The sequence below is a fragment of the Candidatus Arsenophonus phytopathogenicus genome (genome assembly GCF_056113345.1).
Genome location: NZ_JBUIOB010000017.1, coordinates 1,417,401 through 1,438,866, shown reverse-complemented (window position 1 = coordinate 1,438,866; position 21,466 = coordinate 1,417,401). Strand labels below are relative to the sequence as shown.

The window sequence follows — 21,466 nt, the reverse complement described above, 5'->3', positions numbered from 1 at the left end:
AAAACATATTACAGCCAAATAATTATAGATTTGTTTACTTAAATTATTTAGTGGATAAAAAAAACTGATAAATCATTTAAGATTTATCAGCTTTAAGTTTATGTTAAATTTTCAATTTAAATCAATGCATTAAGAGCATTTCTTAGTCACTATTTCCATCCCAAAGGGTGGATTTTGTAGTGCAATAAAAAAAACCTCTTCAATGGTCTTTACTGGGTAAATTTTTAGATTTGCGATAACATTTTGGGGTATTTCTTCCAAATCTCGACGATTTTCATCGGGAATTAGCACGATTTTTATACCACCACGGTGAGCGGCTAACAATTTTTCTTTTAAACCACCAATTGGTAACACTAATCCTCGTAATGTTATCTCACCAGTCATCGCTACGTCTGCTCGTACAGGATTACCGGTCAAACAAGAAACTAACGCTGTGCACATTGCAATTCCTGCACTGGGACCATCTTTTGGTGTTGCCCCCTCAGGTACATGCACATGAATATCCCGTTTTTCGTAGAAATCAGCATTAATACCTAGCTTTTCTGCTCGTGCCCGAACTACAGTTAACGCCGTTTGAATCGATTCTTGCATAACCTCACCTAAGGATCCGGTATAAGTGAGTTTACCTTTGCCAGGTACACAAGCGGTTTCAATAGTTAATAGATCACCACCAACTTCTGTCCAAGCTAAACCCGTCACTTGACCGATACGATTTTCGGTATCTGCACGACCGTAATCAACTTTACGCACACCAAGATAGTCTTTTAGATTATCTTCATTGATGACAAGATGTTTCAATGATTTATCCATCAGTAGTGCTTTTACTGCTTTACGGCATAATTTGGAAATTTCACGTTCTAAACCACGAACACCAGCCTCGCGGGTATAATAACGAATAATACCAATAATTGCGCTATCGTCGATCGTAAGCTCACCTTTTTTCAATGCATTTCGCTGAATCTGTTTAGGTAACAAATGTTTTTTGGCAATATTAAGTTTTTCATCTTCGGTGTAACCTGAAAGACGGATCACTTCCATACGATCTAATAACGGTGCTGGAATGTTCATCGAATTCGAAGTCGCAACGAACATCACATCAGAAAGGTCATAATCAACTTCTAAATAGTGATCATTAAACGCAACATTCTGTTCTGGATCAAGTACTTCAAGTAAAGCCGATGCCGGATCACCACGCATATCCGAAGACATTTTGTCAATTTCATCTAACAAAAATAAGGGGTTCTTAACACCCACTTTTACCATTTTTTGAATAAGTTTCCCGGGCATAGAGCCAATGTATGTTCGTCTATGTCCACGAATTTCTGCTTCATCACGGACACCACCAAGTGCCATACGAATATATTTACGCCCTGTCGCTTTAGCAATTGATTGACCCAATGATGTTTTACCAACACCAGGCGGTCCCACCAAACATAAAATTGGCCCTTTAATTTTACTCACGCGACTTTGCACAGCTAAGTATTCAAGAATACGTTCCTTAACACGTTCTAAACCATAATGATCGCTATCCAGTGTCTCCTGAGCTTTCAGCAAATCTTTTTTAACTTTACTACGAGCATTCCACGAGACCTGCACCATCCAATCAATATAGCTCCGTAAAACTGTCGCTTCAGCAGACATAGGTGACATCATTTTCAATTTTTTTAATTCTGCCTCCGCTTTTTGCCGAGCTTCCTTAGGCATTTTAACTTCTTCGATTTTGCGCTTGAACATTTCATATTCATCAGGCGCGTCTTCCATCTCACCTAATTCTTTCTGAATTGCTTTCATCTGCTCATTCAAATAGTATTCGCGCTGACTTTTCTCCATCTGCTTTTTAACCCGATTACGAATACGTTTTTCAACCTGCAGTAAATCAATTTCAGACTCCATCATTGCCATCAAATATTCAAGGCGCTCAACCACATCAGCCATTTCTAATACACGCTGTTTATCCGCTAGTTTTAACGGCATATGAGAAGTGATTGTATCAGCCAATTTGTCCGATTGTTCAATAGAATGCAATGATGTTAATACTTCAGGTGGGATCTTTTTATTCAGTTTAATATAGCCTTCAAACTGATTAATGGTTGTCCGATTTAAGACTTCTTGCTCTTTTTCATCAACAGTCGGAGAACTAAAATACTCAGCCTGGGCAATGAGATATTCTCCATTATCTGTTAGCGTAGTGATTTTTGCACGACGCAGACCTTCAACTAAGACTTTAACCGTACCATCTGGTAGTTTTAGCATCTGCAAAACAGAAGCAACTGTCCCTACAGAGAAAAGATCGTTTACTCCTGGCTCATCAGTCGATGCTTCTTTTTGAGCCACCAACATGACCTGTTTATTCTGATCCATTGCAGCTTCAAGACAGTGAATCGATTTCTCGCGGCCAACAAACAATGGGATCACCATATGTGGATAAACCACGACATCTCGCAGAGGCAGTACAGGAATTTCAATGCGTTCGGAACGCTCAAGATTCATAAGGTTCTCTCTTCGTTTAGCTTATGCCAATTTTAGGGTTTCCTTAAAAGTTTTGAGAAACCTCAGTTTAAATATAGAGTTACATGGGGACAAAATTTTGATATTCAATAGCCTAATTCGGTATTAAACACAAAATGAGGGGAAAACCCTCATTTTGCATTACACAATTCAACTAAGAAAAGCATTAAGATTTATTTTTCACCTGATGCTTGTATATCAGGTTGACTATAAATCACTAAAGGTTCTGATTGACCGGCAACCACCATTTCATCAATCACTACCTTCTCAACATGCTCTATTGATGGCAAATCATACATAGTTTCTAGCAAAGCGCTTTCCACAATAGAACGTAAACCACGTGCTCCGGTTTTCCTCGACATGGCTTTTTTCGCAATTGCTTTCAATGCTTCTTCACGAAACTCAAGATTAACGCCTTCAAGTTCAAAAAGTGCTTGATATTGTTTAGTCAACGCATTTTTAGGCTCTTTCAGAATCTGAATTAATGCTTCTTCACTTAATTCGCCTAAAGTAGCTACGACAGGTAAACGACCAATAAATTCAGGAATCAAACCAAACTTAATTAAATCTTCTGGTTCCACTTGAGAAAGTAACTCACCTTCAGTCGCTCGCTCGGATTCGCTTTTGACCTCAGCAGAGAAACCAATACCTGAACGTGTATTTAACCGTTGGCCAATCACTTTATCAAGACCTGCGAATGCACCACCACAAATAAATAGAATTTTAGAAGTATCGACTTGCAAAAATTCCTGTTGTGGATGTTTACGGCCTCCTTGAGGGGGCACTGCTGCAATTGTACCTTCAATAAGTTTAAGTAAAGCTTGCTGAACGCCTTCACCTGAAACATCGCGTGTAATTGACGGGTTGTCAGATTTACGGGATATTTTATCAATTTCGTCAATATAGACGATACCACGCTGTGCTTTCTCTACATCATAGTCGCATTTTTGTAGAAGTTTCTGAATAATATTTTCTACATCTTCGCCAACATAACCCGCTTCCGTTAATGTTGTCGCATCAGCCATGGTAAATGGTACATCCAGGTAACGAGCCAAAGTTTCAGCTAATAGTGTCTTACCACTGCCCGTCGGCCCAATAAGCAAAATATTACTTTTACCTAGCTCTACCCCTTCACCATTCATCCCTTCGTTAGAAATATTACGTAGGCGTTTATAATGGTTATAAACGGCTACCGCCAATACTTTCTTGGCATTTTCCTGGCCAACAACATAATCATCAAGATGATAACGAATTTCATGGGGTGTCGGTAATGCGCTGCGCTCACGATGTGGTGCAATCTCTTTAACTTCTTCTCGAATAATATCGTTACAGAGCTCAACACACTCATCACAGATATAAACTGACGGACCAGCAATTAACTTACGAACTTCATGCTGGCTTTTTCCGCAGAAGGAGCAGTACAGCAACTTTCCTGAACTCTCTTTGCGTTTATCTGTCATTCAGATAACCTCACTTTTTTAACCATCACCCTAATTTCAACAAAGAGGGTAACAGAAAACTGTTACTAATTAATCATGTATATAACTGTATCAGGCATGCCATACATTTATGTAAATTAATTACGATTAGTATAAATTTTATCTACCAAACCATAACTAACTGCTTCCTCTGCAGATAAAAAACGATCCCGTTCAGTATCGTTCTCAACCTCTTTTATTTTTTTACCCGTATGTTTAGCCATTAATTCATTCATACGCGATTTAATTTTTAAAATTTCTTTGGCGTGAATTTCGATATCCGACGCTTGTCCTTGAAATCCGCCTAAAGGTTGGTGGATCATGACACGAGAATTGGGCAAACAATAACGTTTTCCTTTAGTACCGGCGGTAAGCAAAAAAGCGCCCATCGAACATGCTTGCCCCATACAAATTGTACTAACGTCAGGTTTAATAAATTGCATCGTGTCATAAATTGACATACCTGCCGTAATGATGCCACCCGGTGAATTAATATAAAGATGAATGTCTTTATCAGGGTTTTCAGCTTCTAAAAACAGCATTTGAGCAACCACTAAATTTGCCATGTAATCTTCGACCTGACCTGTTAAAAAAATAATTCTTTCTTTAAGTAGGCGCGAATAAATATCATAAGAACGTTCACCGCGTGAAGTCTGCTCGATTACCATTGGCACCAATGCCATATGCGGCGCAAGTTGATCTTGATTGTTATGATATGACATTTCCATCTCCTAATTAAACGCTTTATGGTGCCCAATCTATCTAATTCTACTCGAGATAAATAAGAATGACTATAATTACAAACTTAACCATTATTCATAAAGGGATATTCGCCCTTATGAAGAAAGTCATACAACAATATAGAAAATTATTTGGGGTTATTCTTTTCTTTTTTTAAGAAAAAAGAAAAGTTTTTTAACGATAAAAAACCCGTAGCATAAAACCACGGGTTTTCACAAAACCAGATAATAGCATTTCACTACTCAGCAATTACCTAATCTGAGCCTGATTCATTAACTCTTGGAATTGAGTTTCTTTATCTGTTACTTCCGCTTTTTCTAATAATATTTCAATGGCTTGTTCTTCTAGCGCCAAATTACGGACACTATCCATTAACTCTTTATTTTTGCTATAGTATTCGATCACTTCAGAGGGATCTTCATAAGCTGAAGCCATCTCTTCAATCAGTGACTTTACACGAACATCATCTGCAGTTAGCGAGTTTTTATTGATAACTTCACCTAATAATAAACCAACAATAACGCGATGTTTAGCTTGCTCTTCAAATATTTCACGTGGTAATACTAACGCCTGTTTTTCGTTGCCACCAAAACGTTGTGCAGCTTGTCGACGTAGTACATTTATTTCACTGTCAACAACAGCAATAGGCACCTCAATTTCGTTTTCCTTAACTAAATCATCAAGTACTTGCGTCTTAATTCGATTACGAACAGCTGTTTTTAGTTCACGTTCCATATTTTTGCGTACTTCTGCACGTAAACTCTCCATCGAACCGTCAGGAACACCAAATTGTTTGATAAATTCTTCAGTCAGTTCTGGTAATACACGTTGTTCCACTTTCTTCAAAGTGATAGCAAAGTTAGCCGCTTTACCTTTTAAATTTTCTGCGTGATAATCGGCTGGAAAATTGACATCGATAGTAAATTCTTCACCTTCCTGATGACCCATAATACCATCTTCAAAACCAGGTATCATACGACCTTCACCCATTACCAGCACAAAATCGTTCGCATTACCACCTTCGAAAACTTCACCATCAATTGTGCCTTTAAAATCGATAGTCACTCGCGAATCTGCAGCAACTTTTTCTTTTATCTCTTGCCAAGTAGCTTGTTGCTTGCGTAATGTTTCCAGCATGGTGTCAACATCTTCATCTTTTACCGCAACAATAGGTTTTTCAACCTTGATATTTTCTAAACCCTTTAACTCAATTTCTGGATAGACTTCGAATTCAACGGTATAAGTAAAATCTTCACCCGTTTTGAATTGTTCAGGTTGATATTTTGGTGCCCCAGCTGGATTAATTTTTTGTTCTATGATTGCACTGACAAAATTGCGCTGCATTATATCGCCCAGCGCGTCCTGCAATACAGAAGTACCATAACGTTGTTTAACGATATTCATTGGCACTTTGCCTTTACGAAAACCATCAATGCGCACTTTTTTTGACACATTAATTAATTCACTATTCACCGCTTTTTCAATATCAGCATTAGGAACGGTAATTGTTACACGACGCCCCAGGCCTTGAGTTGTTTCAAAAGAAACTTGCATCTTGTTACCTCAAAAGAATCTTAGTACTCGGACAACTCCAGAGTGAATGTTATCAGACATCTCCTGATAACATACTTCTCCCCAAACCCGGGTTTACCCTCTATTTTTGAGGCTCCCTGTTAAGTAGAAGCGTTCCGAAAACCTTATAGAAAATTAGACGCGACATTATACAGATGCATATGGGGTGAGTCGAGCAAAGGTGAATAATAAATAGTAAACGTTCTAAATACTGGCTTTTGTAGCAAAATTGATATGACTAACACGGTATAAGATAACGATAAAAATATTTTATACCAGCAATTACTGCTAAATAATATCTGGTTAAGTCAGCATAATTATCTATTTCTTAACCTCGATTGACCTACTCTCCACCACGGCAAGCTGGTGAAGAAAAAGCCTTCTGTTGGCGCTGTTGCCACTCAGTTGGAGTATAAGTATGTAATGCCAATGCATGAACACTATTAGATAATTCATCTGCTAATAATTGATAAACAGCTCGGTGACGAGCAACCATCCTTTGTGCTGCAAATTTTTCTGTCACTAAAATAACTTTAAAGTGACTTTCCGTACCTGGCGGAACATTATGTTGATCACTTTCATCTAATACCATCAAATATACCGGTGAAAAAGCGTATTCCAGTTTTTCTTCAATTTGCTTACACATGGTTTGCATAGGTTTAGTTACCATATTAATAGACTCTTTCGACTTAATTTACTAAGTAAATATATATGCCAGCAAAAATGATTAATCTGTTTTTTTATTATGACTTACTACGATTTATCCAATATCGGTTAGAAATAGGATTAGATATTACTAAATTACGATTAAAGCATAATCCAGACCAATTTTTTAGTAGGTTTCTTCACCAAATGCCGATAACTTTCTGGCATACTAACAGTAAAATACCAAAGTATGGTAACGATTAAATCAAGTAATACCAAAATAGGTTGAGAAAACATGTTAAAAAATACCTTTCATCTAATCATTGCTCTGTTAATCTCATTGAGTTTAATAGGATGTTTTGCCCCAAGTAACACCCTGTCTATCGAGCCAAATATTACCCTGCCAACTGAAGATTCAACCATAAGAGCAGTTTCAATAAATATTACTAGCATTGATAAAAGAAGCTCAACGGCACTTGCCGAAGTTAATCGTAATGCAGCACTAGCGGTATTGAAGCCCTCTCGCGATTTACGCTATCTTTTCCAAGAAGCATTAGAAAAACAGATGATCACCAGAGGTTATACGGTTAGTGCACCGGCTAATATTAATTTACAAATTGCGCTAAATAAGCTGTATGCCGATGTACAAGAAGGCAGCTTACGTCATAATATCACTGTCGATGTTGCGATTAGTGTCGTAGCTATGGCATCTAATGGGTCAACCAGTACACGTACCTATACGCGTAGCTATAATGAGCAAGGGCCTCTTGATGCTAGTAACGAAAAAATTGCTTCAGCTATCAATAAAGCGTTAACCGACATTATTGCTGATATGGCTAATGATCCTGAAACAAGCCAGTTTATAAAACAAAACGCACAATGAATTTTTCAGCGTGTTAAGTGAGAGTGCTGCCAGCAATAGCTCTGTCTGACAATAACAGCGCAACAGGACGACTATGAAAAAAAACTACCTGACCGTTTTTACCCAACATCGTTCCCGAGTGCTGCTTTTGCTAGGTTTTGTGTCAGGGTTACCGCTGGCACTTACCGCAAATACTTTGCAAGCCTGGTTAACCGTCGAAAATATTGATATTAAAACGATCGGTTTTTTTCATTAGTCGGCCAGGCTTATGTATTAAAGTTTCTTTGGTCACCATTAATGGATCGCTACACCCTGCCCTGGCTAGGTCGCCGGCGTGGTTGGTTATTAACCACTCAGATTTTACTGATTATCAGCATTGCCGCGATGGGATTTATCGATCCCAAAGAGCACCTTTGGTGGTTGGCAGCTGCTGCGGTGCTGGTCGCTTTCTGTTCTGCCTCACAAGATATTGTTTTTGATGCTTATAAAACCGATTTATTGTCAACAGAAGACCGCGGCGCCGGCGCGGCAATATCCGTTATAGGTTATCGTATTAGTATATTGGTTTCAGGCGGATTAGCTTTATGGTTGGTCGACCATTTTGTTACTTGGCAGCAACTCTATCTACTGATGGCCAGCCTAATGCTAATTGGTGTCTATGCAACACTGTCCGCTAAAGAACCACTAATAAAATCGCCACCACCCAAAACACTTTATGAAGCTATCTATGGACCCTTTGTCGAATTTTTTAGTCGTAATAATGCCTGGATCACCTTGTTATTGATCATTTTTTATAAAATGGGTGATGCATTTTTTATGGCACTGAGTACCAATTTCCTATTAAATAAACTTGGCTTTTCGCTGGCTGAAGTTGGCACCATTAATAAAACTTTTGGACTATTTGCAACTATTCTTGGCGCTTTATATGGCGGCTATATTATGCAAAAAATGTCGTTATTTAAAGCCTTACTTATTTTCGGTATTTTACAGACTATTTCTAATTTTGGTTATTGGTTTCTGGCAGTAACTCCCGCCAATATTTATACCACCAACAGCGTTATCTTTATTGAAAATATCTTTTCTGGCATGGGCACTGCCGCTTTTGTCGCACTGCTAATGACGCTTTGCAATCATTCGCTTTCTGCAACTCAATTTGCTTTACTATCGGCCTTATCGGCTATTGGGCGGGTCTATGTTGGGCCCATGGCAAGCACGCTAGTGAGCAAATATGATTGGCCCGCTTTTTATCTTATTTCTGTCGTTATTTCATTACCGAGTATTTTTTTAATATTGATATGCAAACAATCGTTATCTTATATCCAACAAACCGGCAAATTTATGCGTCGGACTTATTTTAAGCAATCCTATAAATTAGCTATTGTGTGTCTTGCCGTCTCAGCAGGTATATTTATATTTTGGTTAATAATAACAATTTTAAGTTATTTTTCGGCAGGCAAGATCAATTTATTTACACAACCGATTGAACTATGGTTTAAAATGTTAATTTATAAAGATCAACTGATTAATTTAAGTATCATAATTGGGACTGTTGGTTTTATTTTAGGTAGAATCCTGGATTATCTGGCGATACGTAAAACAGGCATACCAAAACAATGCCACAATAGACATTAGAATATATATAAAATACAAATAGTTATATTACAAAATATTTATATTAATGATTTATTATTAACTGCTATAAAATAATCATTGATACAGAGTGATCTTTATCACTGTATGCAAAAGATCAGATTTCTATTTACAAAAACAAACTCTATCATCTCGCAGCTTTCACTTTCGCATTTCATTATATTAAAATGCGTTTAAATTTATTTAAAATTAAGTTAACAAATTTTATGAGTAAAAAGTTTTTACCTATTGCGATATTGACGTCGCTAACTCCGTTTACCATGGCTAGTACTACAACAGAAAATTCCGTTGGTTATCAAAATGGTTTCGCTAATATCAGTCTAAATTATTTTAACTGGTCACAACGAGCAGAAAATAAATCGGCTCACACTACCGGTAAAAAAGATTTTGCCTATCTTGAACTGGAAGGAGGCGCTAACTTTAATTGGGGTGAACTCTATGGTTTCTTTGATGTTGAAAATCCATTTCATCAACGTAAAACAGAGCCCAGTAAAAACCAACGCTACGCCGTTAAAACAACCGGTCGTTTCTACTTAGGTGACAGTGGCTTTAATCTATATGGGCATCTTTATGGTATTTGGTCTTTACCCGGTTATAAATACGGTGGTAATTTCCACAAAATTAATACACTTTATGGTTTTGGCTAAAATTTCTCACTAGGCGATTTTTGGCTAAAACCCTTCTTAGCCTTACATTATGTTGATCAAACTTTCTATTCTGGCAACAATGGCTATGTCATTGGTTGGGTTGCCGGCTATAGTTTTCAATTATGGTCACAAAACTTTTCTATCACTAATGGGCATGAGATGGAATTTAATCGCGCAAAAGGCTATGGCAATGGCGGCAAAGAAGGTATTAACGGTGCGATAGCCTTATGGTGGACGCCTTTTGAAACCTTATCTGCAGGTATTCAATATCGCTATGCTGATAACAAACTTGGTGATGATTTTTATCACGATGGGATCATTTATACCATCAAATATGATTTTTAATCACGTAAGCTAACGTAAAGCCAGCTTATTTGAAAATGAACACCATTTTTTAACTAATGCTAAATAATAAATATTTAAAACTAACTATTATTTAGCATAATAATTAATTTTCAATCTATAAAATCACATTTTGATTTCCTTTTATCTACTTCTTTTTATTAATAATAAAATTATTTAATGTAAATAATTGTGAACCAAAAAATAATCATTTAAACAATTCTATAATGAATTCAATTTTACTTGTGATCACTTTAACAGAAAGTAATAACAATTATATTTGTGCGCCTTACAATTGTTTACACTAATATAACCTTACCGTAAAATACCCACACTGAACAAAACGACAATAACCATCTTTGTCATTTGGGGTCGCTAAATGAGACTTATAAAATATAAAGGAAGTATTGGAGTCATCTCACTGCTTACTATTGTTTTCCTGCTAACTGGTTGTGATATGGTATTAATGGATCCCAAGGGCGCCATTGGTGTTGAACAAAAAAGACTGATACTGACTGCGCTTGGTTTAATGTTAATTGTTGTCATTCCAGTCATTTTTATGGCAATTATCTTCGCCAGAAAATATCGAGCAAGCAATAAACAAGCAACCTACTGGCCAGATTGGGCACATTCAAATAAAATTGAGTTAGTTTGCTGGACAGTTCCTATCATCATCATCATCATTCTTACCGTGATAACCTGGAAAACAACACATCAACTGGATCCTTATAAACCATTAGAAAGCGATAAAAAACCGATTACCATTCAGGTCATTTCTACCGATTGGAAATGGGTGTTTGTCTATCCAGAAGAAAATATCGCTACCGTTAATGAAATCGCCATTCCTGTCGGTGTGCCAATTAACTTTAAAGTGACAGCCGAGTCAGTGATGAATTCTTTCTTTGTCCCTGCACTTGGTGGTCAAATTTATGCGATGGCTGGTATGCAAACGAAGCTTCACTTAATCGCTAATGAACCTGGTACCTATAAAGGCTTCTCATCAAGTTATAGCGGTCACGGCTTTTCAGACATGAAATTTAATGTAATTGCAACACCTGATACGGCAAGCTTTGATAAATGGGTGCAAAAAGTAAAAACATCTACCAAAACGCTAGATAGCATGGCTACATTTAATCAATTAGCTAAACCTAGCCACAATGCGCCTGTTACCTATTTTTCAAGCGTAAAACCAAACCTCTATGAAGAACTGATATTAAAATTCGGCCATGAACATCATATCAATCATGCTAACAAAACCGAACATGAAATGTCTGGCAATCAAATAATGCATATGAACCACTCTGCTCATGTCGATGCTAAGGAATAAATAGTATGTTGGGTAAATTAACGCTCGATGCAATCCCTATTCACGAGACAATTATTGTCATCACTGTGATCTGTATTTTATTAGCTGGCATAGCTATTTTAGGCGTTATCACCTATTTTGGTAAATGGAAGTGGCTGTGGAGCGAATGGCTAACTAGTGTAGATCATAAAAAAATTGGCATTATGTATATTCTCGTTGCCATGGTAATGCTACTACGCGGTTTTGCTGATGCCATAATGATGCGAGGTCAACAAGCATTAGCGTCAGCCGGCGAGGCCGGTTTTTTACCTCCTCATCATTATGATCAAATCTTTACCGCTCACGGTGTGATCATGATTTTTTTCATGGCAACACCTTTCGTGGTTGGCTTAATGAATTTAGTTGTACCATTGCAAATTGGTGCTCGCGATGTAGCCTTTCCATTTTTAAATTCTCTCAGTCTTTGGTTATTTGTCGTTGGCGTTATCTTGATTAACCTATCTTTAGGTGTCGGGGAATTTGCGCAGACCGGTTGGCTAGCTTATCCCCCATTATCAGGTAAGGAATACAATCCTGGTGTCGGGGTAGATTATTGGATATGGAGTTTACAAATATCAGGCATTGGCACCACCCTAACCGGAATAAACTTTTTTGCCACCATTCTACGGATGCGGGCGCCTGGTATGTCAATGATGAAAATGCCTGTTTTTACTTGGACAGCGCTTTGTACTAATGTACTGATTATTGCAGCATTCCCTATCCTAACCGTTACTATCGCACTACTCACACTTGACCGATATTTAGGCACCCATTTCTTCACTAATGATATGGGCGGCAATATGATGATGTATATCAATTTGGTCTGGGCTTGGGGACATCCTGAAGTTTATATATTAGTGTTACCTGTTTTTGGCGTATTTTCGGAAGTCACTGCGACATTCTGTAAAAAACGTTTATTTGGTTATACGTCTCTGGTCTGGGCGACCATTGTTATTACTGTAATGTCGTTTGTCGTCTGGTTACATCACTTCTTTACCATGGGAGGTGGGGCAAATGTCAATGCCTTCTTCGGTATAGCTACCATGATTATTGCTATTCCAACTGGAGTAAAAATATTCAATTGGTTATTTACCATGTACCATGGCCGTATCGAATTTAAAACACCAATGCTCTGGACGATTGGTTTTATTGTTACCTTTTCGATTGGTGGGATGACTGGCGTACTACTGGCCGTTCCCGGTGCAAATTTTGTGCTGCACAATAGTTTATTTCTGATTGCCCATTTCCATAATGTCATTATCGGTGGAGTGGTCTTTGGTTGCTTTGCTGGTATAACCTACTGGTTCCCGAAAGCATTTGGCTTTACATTAAATGAAAAATGGGGCGTTCGTGCTTTTTGTTTTTGGATCAGCGGTTTCTTTATTGCCTTTATGCCACTTTATATACTGGGCTTCATGGGAATGACTCGCCGTTTAAGTCAAAACATTGATCCACAATATCATCCGATGCTGATGGTCGCTTCACTCGGTGCTGCGCTGATCGCTATCGGAATTTTCTGCCAAGTCATTCAAATAATTGTCAGTATTCGCGATCGCCACAAAAATCGCGATTTCAGCGGCGATCCATGGGTTGGTCGTACATTAGAATGGTCAACATCGTCCCCTGCACCTTTTTATAACTTCGCGAAAGAACCAAAAATTGATACGCGTGATGCTTGGTGGGATATGAAAGAAAAAGGGATTGCATATCAACAACCAACCAAATATGAACCCATTCATATGCCACAAAATACTTCTGCCGGAATAATTATTTCAGCGTTTTGTTTAATCTTCGGTTTTGCTATGGTCTGGCATATTTGGTGGCTAGCGATTATTGGTTTTGCTGGTATTATCGCCATCTGGATTGGTAAAAGTTTTGATGACAATGTTGATTATTATGTCCCTGTAGAAGAAATTAAACGTATTGAAAAACACCATTACGATGAACTGAAAAAAGCAGGTATCCATCATGTCAACTAATTCAATAGCTAATCAACATATTACCCATGAAAATCATGGGCATCATGACATAGGCGCAACAAAAATATTTGGTTTTTGGATTTATTTAATGAGCGATCTGATCCTGTTTGCTTGCCTTTTTGCTACCTACGTTGTTCTAGTTCATGGTACTGCCGGAGGCCCGACAGGAAAGGAGATTTTCAACCTCAATTTTGTCTTGGTCGAAACCTTCCTGTTATTGTTTAGTAGCATCACTTATGGATTTGCCATGCTTGCGATGCATAAGCAGAAAATAAATCTGGTGAAATTATGGCTACTGATTACTTTTTTATTCGGATTCGGCTTTGTTATCATGGAAATTTACGAATTTCATGAGCTCATTTCTGAAGGTTATGGGCCTGATCGCAGCGCTTGCCTTTCCGCTTTCTTTACGCTAGTTAGTACTCACGGTATTCATGTAAGCTTTGGTTTAGCCTGGATCATCATCATGATAATCCATATCTCACGTCATGGCCTCACTGCCGTTAATCAAACCCGTTTAAGTTGTTTAAGTCTTTTTTGGCATTTCTTAGATGTTGTTTGGATCTGTGTATTCACCGTTGTTTATCTGCTGGGGGCACTTGCATGAGTGACACAAATACACCGCACTCTGGTGCTAGCCACGGCAGTATGAAGACTTATTTAATTGGCTTTATACTCTCGGTCATTTTAACGGTCATCCCCTTTTGGATGGTAATGAATAGTACTGCATCCCATGACACTATCTTATGGATCGTTGTTGTTACGGCAATTAGCCAGATTCTGGTACATCTTGTCTGTTTCTTACATATGAATACATCTTCAGATGGCCGTTGGAATCTGGTTGCCTTCCTGTTCACAATGCTAATTATAGGCATTGTCGTTATTGGTTCGCTGTGGATAATGTATAACCTGAACATCAATATGATGCTCAACTAAAGAGTTGTGGATCTAATGAAGCAATATCTACAAGTGACCAAACCAGGCATTATTTTCGGTAATCTAATTTCTGTTATTGGCGGCTTTCTGCTCGCAGCTAAAGGTATAATAGATTACCCACTATTTATTGCCACATTACTCGGCGTATCTCTGGTTATCGCTTCTGGTTGTGTTTTTAACAACTATATTGACCGAGATATCGACCGAATGATGGAGAGAACCAAAAATCGACCTTTAGTTAAAGGGCTTATTGCGCCGAAATTTTGCCTAATTTATGCCACCCTACTGGGTATTGCTGGCATAGCTTTACTTTATATTGCCACCAATGCCTTAGCGGCACTACTGGCCGTTATCGGTTTTATCATATATGTCGGTATTTATAGTCTCTATATGAAACGTAAATCGGTTTATGGCACCCTGGTAGGTAGCTTGTCCGGCGCTGCGCCGCCAGTTATTGGTTACTGCGCTGTTGCTGATCAATTTGATATGGGAGCATTGATTCTGCTATTGATCTTTAGCTTATGGCAAATGCCACACTCTTATGCAATTGCTATTTTTCGCTTCAAAGATTATCAAACCGCCAATATTCCCGTATTACCAGTGATTAAAGGAATTTCGGTCGCCAAAACTCATATCTTTTTATATATCCTTGCTTTTATGGTAGCAACCATTATGCTGACCATTAGTGGCTATGCCGGCTACAAATATCTTATTGTTGCCGCCGCGGTGAGTTTATGGTGGCTTGGTATGGCAATTTCTGGCTTTAAAAATCAGAATGATGATCGTCTTTGGGCACGGAAACTGTTTATATTCTCTATCGTGGCAATTACTTCTCTCAGTGTCATGATGTCGATTGATCCAACTGTTACCGCTGAACAGATTTTTGTCTATCTCAAATAATAATTTATCTTAAATAGTGGCAGATAATTGCCACTACCTTCACGGTTAAAACATCCAATATGCGAATGAATTCCCCACTCTTTTATCCATATCTTGCTAATGCTTACTCGACAAATAGATTAACTAATCGATTAAACCATTTTACAATGTTCACTTGTAAAATTTCTGAGATAAACCATGAATGATAGTAAAATGACGCCTACTGAATTAAAGGCAACCTGGGGGTTAGGCGCGGTATTCACATTACGTATGTTAGGCATGTTCATGGTATTACCCATCTTAGCGAGCTATGGGCGCGAACTGAAAGATGCTAATGAATTGTTACTTGGTCTGGCTATTGGCATTTATGGTATCAGTCAGGCTATCTGTCAAATCCCATTTGGTTTAATGTCCGACCGATTTGGTCGTAAGCAATTAATTATCGCCGGCTTACTCATTTTTATTGCCGGTAGTGTGATTGCCGCGATGACAAATTCTATCTGGGGTATCATTATCGGTCGCGCGTTACAAGGCGCAGGGGCTATTTCTGCTGCAATTATGGCGTTGCTGTCCGATCTGACTAGCGAACAAAATAGAACTAAAGCGATGGCTTTTATGGGAATAAGCTTTGGCATCACTTTTGCTATTGCACTCGTTCTCGGCCCGATTATCACCCATGCTATCGGTCTACATGGCCTTTTTTGGGGAATAAGCTTACTTGCCTTTGGCGGGATATTAATAATTCGCTTTGCCGTACCAGATAGCCGATATCATAGCGTTAATCGCGAAACCCATTTTATAAAAAATAGTGCACAAACAGTCATTAATAATCGCCAACTAGTTAAACTTAATTTTGGCATTTTTTGTTTACATACGTTGTTGATGGCAAATTTTGTTGCTTTACCGTTAGTGATGATCAATTCAGGTCTGGCAGCTAATCAACATTGGAAAATATATTTACTAACTTTACTTCTTGCTTCCATTACGGTGCTACCTTTTGTGATCTATGCTGAAAAACAGCGTCGAATGAAACAAGTTTTTCTATTATGCATTGGCATCTTATTTATCTCTGAATTAACATTTTGTTTTTCCAAACAACAATTTTGGTTAATCGTATTAGGTCTTCAGCTATTTTTTATTGCCTTTAATGTTATGGAGGCATTATTGCCTTCACTTATAAGTAAAGAAGCGCCTGCCGGATATAAAGGAACCGCGATGGGTCTCTACTCAACCAGTCAGTTTCTAGGCGTTGCTTTAGGCGGGATCTTAGGGGGATGGCTTTTTCAATTAAATGGTGCTTCCTTGGTCTTTATGGCCGGACTGATACTTTGTACATGTTGGTTTTTTATTAGCTTAAATATGCATGAACCTGCTTATACCAGTAGCATTCGTTTAATTTTACCCCAACAGATCAAAGATGTTAATTTACTACAAAGCCAATTAATGAATGAGCCCGGTGTACGCGAAGTGATGTTCGATCTTAAAGCGCTTAGTGCCTACATTAAAATAAATAAAAAAATTGTCAGTCGGCAACAGTTGGAAACTATTATTAATAATCAATAACACAATACCTGCTGTAAGATACAGCAGGAATGATAAATTTAGTCACGAAAATTAGTAAATTGAAAAGGTTGACCAAGTTCAGCCTCTCGCACTATCGCTATCACAGATTGTAAATCATTGCGTGACTTACCGGTTACTCGTACTTGTTCTCCCTGAATTTGCGCCTGAACCTTCAATTTACTTTCTTTAATTAGTTTAATGATTCTTTTTTGCCATTACCGAATCAATGCCTTGCAGTAACGAAGCCTCGAGGCTATAAGTTCTGCCACTATGAACAATATCGTCAGGTATATTCAAGACAGCACCATCTATTCCACGCTTAGCTAATTTCTCGCGTAAAATATCTACCAATTGGTTTACTTGAAAGTCGGACACGCTCGTTACTTTAATCGACTCATTCTTTTCATTGAGTTCAAAACTGGCTTCAACATCGCGAAAATCCCAACGACTAGCCAATTCACGTTGCGCATTTTCAACGGCATTACTCACTTCATGCATGTCAATTTCAGAAACTATATCAAATGATGGCATATTTCATGATCTCCTTATTACTCATAAAATAGCATAATACTACTTTTTATTATCAGCAAAAGCTCTATACTTAATGTTAAATAAATTCCCCAAAAAGCATAATTGATTCAGTCAGATAAAAAACACAATAGCGATCTTTAGTGCTGGCGCTGTTAGCAAGTTATGGCTGACAACATGCTAAATCCGATTATTTATCCATTAATTAGACCGAGAGAAACTCTAATGTCACCAACCGTTCTCGTCTGCCTGGCGCATGGTAGCGAAGAAATAGAAGCCGTAACAGTGATTGATCTGTTAACTAGAGCCGAGATCCCAGTAACAACTGCAAGTACCGCAAATAATGGCGAATTGGTGTTAACTTGCTCACGAGGAGTAAAAATTGTTGCTGACACTCAATTAGTCAATATCATTGAACAGGATTTTACTGCTATTGTATTACCTGGTGGATTGAAAGGCGCGGAGGCGTTTCGTGATAATCCGCTGATCATTGAAAAAATTCGCCAATCCCATCATTTGGGTAAAATCATTGCCGCTATTTGTGCCGTGCCGGCAATCGTACTAGAACACCATAATTTATTTCCAATCGGCAATATGACCGGTTATCCAGCTTTACAAAGTGAAATTGCCAGCCACAAACGCGTTGATTGTCGTGTCTACTATGATGAACGGGTAAAACTACTCACTAGCCAAGGACCTGCCACAGCTATTGACTTTTCACTTAAACTTATCGAGCTATTAGTTGGCAAAAAAAAGGCAGCAGAAGTTGCTTCGCAGCTTGTCCTGCCGCCTGGTATTTACAACTATGCCAACTAACGGTGATATGGCAAATTGTGTATATTCACTTGAAACTCGCCTATCCTTGAGACGAAAAAGTCAATGGATTACCACTAAGGGCGATACACTTTTACATTTTTAAAACCTTGTTCATGTAAATAAAGTGCCTGTAAGCGGCTCATAACACCGCGCTCACAATAGAGCAAATCAGGGTTTTTCTTGTGGTAACTCACCAAATTGGTTATTTAGCTTATAAAATGGTAATAACCTTACTTTAACACCTTCAAGCTTGAGTGGACGCGCTTCCTGTTCATCAGGGGAACGAATATCCAGTACAATATCATCGCCTGAAAATGTAGTGACAATTTCCACTTCTGGAGTTTTATCTTCGCTATCATTCATTATCTGACGAATATCAATATTTTGTGCTGTACTAACAACATGATAAAGCAGAGAAAAATCAAAATTAGTTTCCTGCACTTCAATTTTTGCTTTTACTGCTTTCACGGTTGGCTTTTTCGAAATCACGCCACAAAACTCAGGCATCGTACGGGCAAAATCTGCCGTCCCTATCTCACGAGCAAGATTAATAATATTTTCTTTATCATGTGAAATTAATGGCCGCAAAATCAATGTATCGGTAACATTATCAATTACACGTAGATTGGTTAATGTCTGGCTAGAAACCTGTCCTAACGCTTCTCCGGTTACTAAAGCCTGAACCCCATAACGTTCTGCTATAATAGATGCGACGCGAACCATCATCCTTTTCAATACCACGCCCATCTGGCCATCATCAATCTTTTCAAGAATTTCGCTTACAATCGGAGCAAAATCTATCGCGACAAAACGCACTTTATGTGAACGACCAAAACGATGCCAAAGATGGTAAGCAACCTGCTTGACACCAATCTCATGACTGGCGCCACCCAGATTAAAAAAGCAATAATGAACTCGGCAACCACGCCGCATTAGCATGTAGCTAGACACACCTGAATCAAAGCCACCCGATATCAACGACAAAACATCTTCTTGAGTACCAATAGGAAAGCCACCAATCCCTTGAATACGGGATTTAACAAGCATGACTTTATCCTTTTCAATTTCAAGATTGATGGTGATATCAGGCTGATTGAGTTTTACCTTAGCTGATGAAATATGTTGATTTAATCCCCCACCAACATAACGCTCTACTTCAATTGAAGTAAAGTCGTGCTGACCACGACGCTTAACGCGTACACAAAAAGTTTTATTGGTTAGCAATTCAGCATAAGTTGCATAAGCTAACTCAAAAATATGATGGAGATCGCGGAATTGATATTCTTCAACTAACAGAATATGATGGATGCCAGGAATTCTGGTTAAGGCATCGCAAATTTCATCATGATATGTGTTTTTTTTGGTGCGAACTTCGATATTATCCCAATGGCGAATAACGGTTAATTCCGCATCTAACACCTTCAATATATTAAGAATATTGCTATCCAAGATCTTAATAAAGCGCAAGCGCACTGATTGGCTTTTAATGGTAATTTCAGGAAATAGTTTAATAATAAACTTCATAATTTTGTATAAAAGTCGGTTTTTATTTTTGCGAATAAACGCATATTATGCATATTTATTAGCAGAGCATTTGATTTTAAGACGAGAAGTATATCACTATATTGCTGTTCGTCGCTAAAAATCACAAAAAGAATAAATTGTCTGCATAAATGTAGTAAAAATAAATCGCCTGACGCGCATATTCACCTGATATTAAGGCAAGTAAAACTATTATGGCTAAAAAGAAAATATCTGATAGACAAGATCCGCTATCTTTTGAAACTTCTCTGACAGAGTTAGAGCAGATAGTCACACGCTTAGAATCAGGCGAACTTCCGCTGGAAAAAGCATTAAGTGAATTTGAACAAGGGATCCAATTAGCCAGACAAGGCCAGAAAGCGTTGCAACAGGCAGAACAACGCGTCCAAATTTTATTACAAGCCGATGACCATGCACCACTAGACAACTTTACGCCGGAAGATAAATAAATCATGTCTGAAATAGTGACACTTTCTTTTGCGGATCAACTCCAATGGGTACAAGATCGCGTCAATAAAACATTACTAAAGCAATTCCAGCGCCTACCGTTTAATCAAAGTCAACTGGTCACGGCGATGAAATATGGCACATTACTTGGTGGAAAGCGCCTAAGACCTTTTTTAGTTTATGCTATAGGTGATATGTTAAATGTTGCCGTGGAAAACCTGGATGTACCTGCTGTGGCCGTTGAATGTATTCATGCTTATTCATTAATCCACGATGATTTACCCGCAATGGATAACGATAATTTACGTCGTGGCCAGCCTACCTGCCACATTTCCTTCGGTGAAGCTCATGCCATTTTGGCTGGTGATGCCCTGCAAACACTTGCCTTTGACATCTTGTCTCGTTCCGCTATGCCTGATGTTAGTGATACTAATCAGCTGGCAATGATAGCTGAGCTAGCTACTGCTAGTGGAGCAGCCGGCATGTGTGGCGGTCAAGCGCTCGATATGGAATCAGAAGGTCAACAAATTGATATAGCAACCTTAGAATCTATTCACCATCATAAAACCGGCGCTTTAATTCGTGCCGCCATCAGAATGAGTGCACTTGCGGCTGGCAGCCAAAGCTACAAATTACTACAATTATTAGATAATTATGCCAATGCGATTGGACTGCTATTCCAAGTCCACGATGACATTCTTGATGTTACCGGTGATACAGACACTTTAGGTAAAAATCAGGGATCTGATGAAAAACATAAAAAAAGCACCTATCCATCATTAATCGGTGTTGAACAAGCACAAAAAAAAGCCAACAATTTATTTGAACAAGCACTGGATGCGCTTTATAGGTTAGAACAACAGTATGGATTAAATACGGAAACACTACAAAATTTAACACACTTTATTATTGAACGAAAAAGCTAATTTTCTTGATTCAAAAACAGAATGTTTTACCAGTAATAAAAATTCAAAATAATCTTTTCG

At 38.2% G+C, this 21,466-nt stretch carries 15 protein-coding genes and 4 pseudogenes; 12 read left to right on the top strand and 7 right to left on the bottom strand.

From position 1 onward, the window contains the following. Positions 1-129: 129 nt before the first annotated feature. The 5 genes from lon to bolA form a co-directional block, all read right to left on the bottom strand. On the bottom strand, positions 130-2,490 hold the full coding sequence (gene lon, locus AC01GB_RS11045; RefSeq protein ID WP_474451843.1) for an endopeptidase La: 2,361 nt from the start codon (positions 2,488-2,490) through the stop codon (positions 130-132). A 191-nt stretch (positions 2,491-2,681) separates the two neighbouring features. Then, a complete protein-coding gene (gene clpX / locus AC01GB_RS11040) occupies positions 2,682-3,968 on the bottom strand; it encodes an ATP-dependent protease ATP-binding subunit ClpX (RefSeq protein ID WP_474451842.1) in 1,287 nt (428 codons plus the stop codon). Between the two features lie 116 nt (positions 3,969-4,084). Further along, positions 4,085-4,708, bottom strand: a complete 624-nt coding sequence (gene clpP / locus AC01GB_RS11035; protein ID WP_474451841.1) for an ATP-dependent Clp endopeptidase proteolytic subunit ClpP — start codon at positions 4,706-4,708, stop codon at positions 4,085-4,087. 268 nt (positions 4,709-4,976) lie between these two features. Then, positions 4,977-6,281: a trigger factor gene (gene tig / locus AC01GB_RS11030; protein WP_474451840.1), complete on the bottom strand. Its 1,305-nt coding sequence runs from the start codon at positions 6,279-6,281 to the stop codon at positions 4,977-4,979. A 361-nt stretch (positions 6,282-6,642) separates the two neighbouring features. Then, entirely contained in the window at positions 6,643-6,945 is a 303-nt protein-coding gene (gene bolA / locus AC01GB_RS11025; RefSeq protein ID WP_474452388.1) for a transcriptional regulator BolA, read from the bottom strand. Between the two features lie 294 nt (positions 6,946-7,239). On the opposite strand from bolA, the gene AC01GB_RS11020 reads away from it, so the two are divergent. From AC01GB_RS11020 to AC01GB_RS10980, 9 genes and pseudogenes are all read left to right on the top strand, one after another. Beyond that, positions 7,240-7,827 carry a YajG family lipoprotein gene (locus AC01GB_RS11020; RefSeq protein WP_474451839.1) on the top strand — a complete coding sequence of 196 codons (588 nt, stop codon included), beginning with the start codon at positions 7,240-7,242 and terminating at the stop codon, positions 7,825-7,827. 73 nt (positions 7,828-7,900) lie between these two features. Beyond that, positions 7,901-9,438: pseudogene (locus AC01GB_RS11015) on the top strand (AmpG family muropeptide MFS transporter). Positions 9,439-9,662: 224 nt separating this feature from the next. After that, positions 9,663-10,448 (top strand): annotated as a pseudogene (locus AC01GB_RS11010) (nucleoside-specific channel-forming Tsx family protein). 376 nt (positions 10,449-10,824) lie between these two features. Further along, the gene (gene cyoA / locus AC01GB_RS11005; RefSeq protein ID WP_474451838.1) at positions 10,825-11,772 is read left to right on the top strand and encodes a cytochrome o ubiquinol oxidase subunit II; all 948 of its coding nucleotides are present in this window, start codon (positions 10,825-10,827) and stop codon (positions 11,770-11,772) included. 5 nt (positions 11,773-11,777) lie between these two features. Next, positions 11,778-13,769 carry a cytochrome o ubiquinol oxidase subunit I gene (gene cyoB, locus AC01GB_RS11000; protein ID WP_474451837.1) on the top strand — a complete coding sequence of 664 codons (1,992 nt, stop codon included), beginning with the start codon at positions 11,778-11,780 and terminating at the stop codon, positions 13,767-13,769. After that, positions 13,759-14,376 carry a cytochrome o ubiquinol oxidase subunit III gene (locus tag AC01GB_RS10995; protein WP_474451836.1) on the top strand — a complete coding sequence of 206 codons (618 nt, stop codon included), beginning with the start codon at positions 13,759-13,761 and terminating at the stop codon, positions 14,374-14,376. Before cyoB ends, AC01GB_RS10995 begins: the two co-directional genes overlap by 11 nt. Next, positions 14,373-14,705 (top strand): cytochrome o ubiquinol oxidase subunit IV, encoded by a 333-nt coding sequence (locus AC01GB_RS10990; protein ID WP_474451835.1) that lies wholly within the window; start codon positions 14,373-14,375, stop codon positions 14,703-14,705. The genes AC01GB_RS10995 and AC01GB_RS10990 overlap by 4 nt, the downstream gene beginning before the upstream one ends. A 15-nt stretch (positions 14,706-14,720) precedes the next feature. Then, on the top strand, positions 14,721-15,605 hold the full coding sequence (gene cyoE / locus AC01GB_RS10985) for a heme o synthase (protein WP_032115117.1): 885 nt from the start codon (positions 14,721-14,723) through the stop codon (positions 15,603-15,605). Between the two features lie 177 nt (positions 15,606-15,782). Continuing rightward, positions 15,783-17,147, top strand: coding sequence for an MFS transporter (locus AC01GB_RS10980; protein WP_474451834.1), 1,365 nt, complete (start codon positions 15,783-15,785; stop codon positions 17,145-17,147). A 38-nt stretch (positions 17,148-17,185) separates the two neighbouring features. Here the strand turns inward: AC01GB_RS10980 and AC01GB_RS10975 are convergent. Then, positions 17,186-17,678: pseudogene (locus tag AC01GB_RS10975) on the bottom strand (YajQ family cyclic di-GMP-binding protein). Positions 17,679-17,900: 222 nt separating this feature from the next. On the opposite strand from AC01GB_RS10975, the gene yajL reads away from it, so the two are divergent. Further along, positions 17,901-18,491 (top strand): protein deglycase YajL, encoded by a 591-nt coding sequence (yajL, locus tag AC01GB_RS10970; protein ID WP_474452387.1) that lies wholly within the window; start codon positions 17,901-17,903, stop codon positions 18,489-18,491. Positions 18,492-18,565: 74 nt separating this feature from the next. Here the strand turns inward: yajL and thiI are convergent. After that, a pseudogene (gene thiI / locus AC01GB_RS10965) lies at positions 18,566-20,015 on the bottom strand (tRNA uracil 4-sulfurtransferase ThiI). Positions 20,016-20,227: 212 nt separating this feature from the next. On the opposite strand from thiI, the gene xseB reads away from it, so the two are divergent. Further along, positions 20,228-20,482 carry an exodeoxyribonuclease VII small subunit gene (xseB, locus tag AC01GB_RS10960; protein WP_032115113.1) on the top strand — a complete coding sequence of 85 codons (255 nt, stop codon included), beginning with the start codon at positions 20,228-20,230 and terminating at the stop codon, positions 20,480-20,482. A 3-nt stretch (positions 20,483-20,485) separates the two neighbouring features. Next, complete coding sequence (ispA, locus tag AC01GB_RS10955; protein WP_474451833.1) at positions 20,486-21,406, top strand: (2E,6E)-farnesyl diphosphate synthase; 921 nt, start codon at positions 20,486-20,488, stop codon at positions 21,404-21,406. Positions 21,407-21,466 lie beyond the last annotated feature (60 nt).

What these genes read in the sequence shown, in the direction of transcription:
- lon (WP_474451843.1), bottom strand. Translation starts at nt 2,490, where the DNA reads ATGAATCTTGAGCGTTCCGAACGCATTGAAATTCCTGTACTGCCTCTG.
- clpX (WP_474451842.1), bottom strand. Translation starts at nt 3,968, where the DNA reads ATGACAGATAAACGCAAAGAGAGTTCAGGAAAGTTGCTGTACTGCTCC.
- clpP (WP_474451841.1), bottom strand. Translation starts at nt 4,708, where the DNA reads ATGTCATATCATAACAATCAAGATCAACTTGCGCCGCATATGGCATTG.
- tig (WP_474451840.1), bottom strand. Translation starts at nt 6,281, where the DNA reads ATGCAAGTTTCTTTTGAAACAACTCAAGGCCTGGGGCGTCGTGTAACA.
- bolA (WP_474452388.1), bottom strand. Translation starts at nt 6,945, where the DNA reads ATGTGTAAGCAAATTGAAGAAAAACTGGAATACGCTTTTTCACCGGTA.
- AC01GB_RS11020 (WP_474451839.1), top strand. Translation starts at nt 7,240, where the DNA reads ATGTTAAAAAATACCTTTCATCTAATCATTGCTCTGTTAATCTCATTG.
- cyoA (WP_474451838.1), top strand. Translation starts at nt 10,825, where the DNA reads ATGAGACTTATAAAATATAAAGGAAGTATTGGAGTCATCTCACTGCTT.
- cyoB (WP_474451837.1), top strand. Translation starts at nt 11,778, where the DNA reads ATGTTGGGTAAATTAACGCTCGATGCAATCCCTATTCACGAGACAATT.
- AC01GB_RS10995 (WP_474451836.1), top strand. Translation starts at nt 13,759, where the DNA reads ATGTCAACTAATTCAATAGCTAATCAACATATTACCCATGAAAATCAT.
- AC01GB_RS10990 (WP_474451835.1), top strand. Translation starts at nt 14,373, where the DNA reads ATGAGTGACACAAATACACCGCACTCTGGTGCTAGCCACGGCAGTATG.
- cyoE (WP_032115117.1), top strand. Translation starts at nt 14,721, where the DNA reads ATGAAGCAATATCTACAAGTGACCAAACCAGGCATTATTTTCGGTAAT.
- AC01GB_RS10980 (WP_474451834.1), top strand. Translation starts at nt 15,783, where the DNA reads ATGAATGATAGTAAAATGACGCCTACTGAATTAAAGGCAACCTGGGGG.
- yajL (WP_474452387.1), top strand. Translation starts at nt 17,901, where the DNA reads ATGTCACCAACCGTTCTCGTCTGCCTGGCGCATGGTAGCGAAGAAATA.
- xseB (WP_032115113.1), top strand. Translation starts at nt 20,228, where the DNA reads ATGGCTAAAAAGAAAATATCTGATAGACAAGATCCGCTATCTTTTGAA.
- ispA (WP_474451833.1), top strand. Translation starts at nt 20,486, where the DNA reads ATGTCTGAAATAGTGACACTTTCTTTTGCGGATCAACTCCAATGGGTA.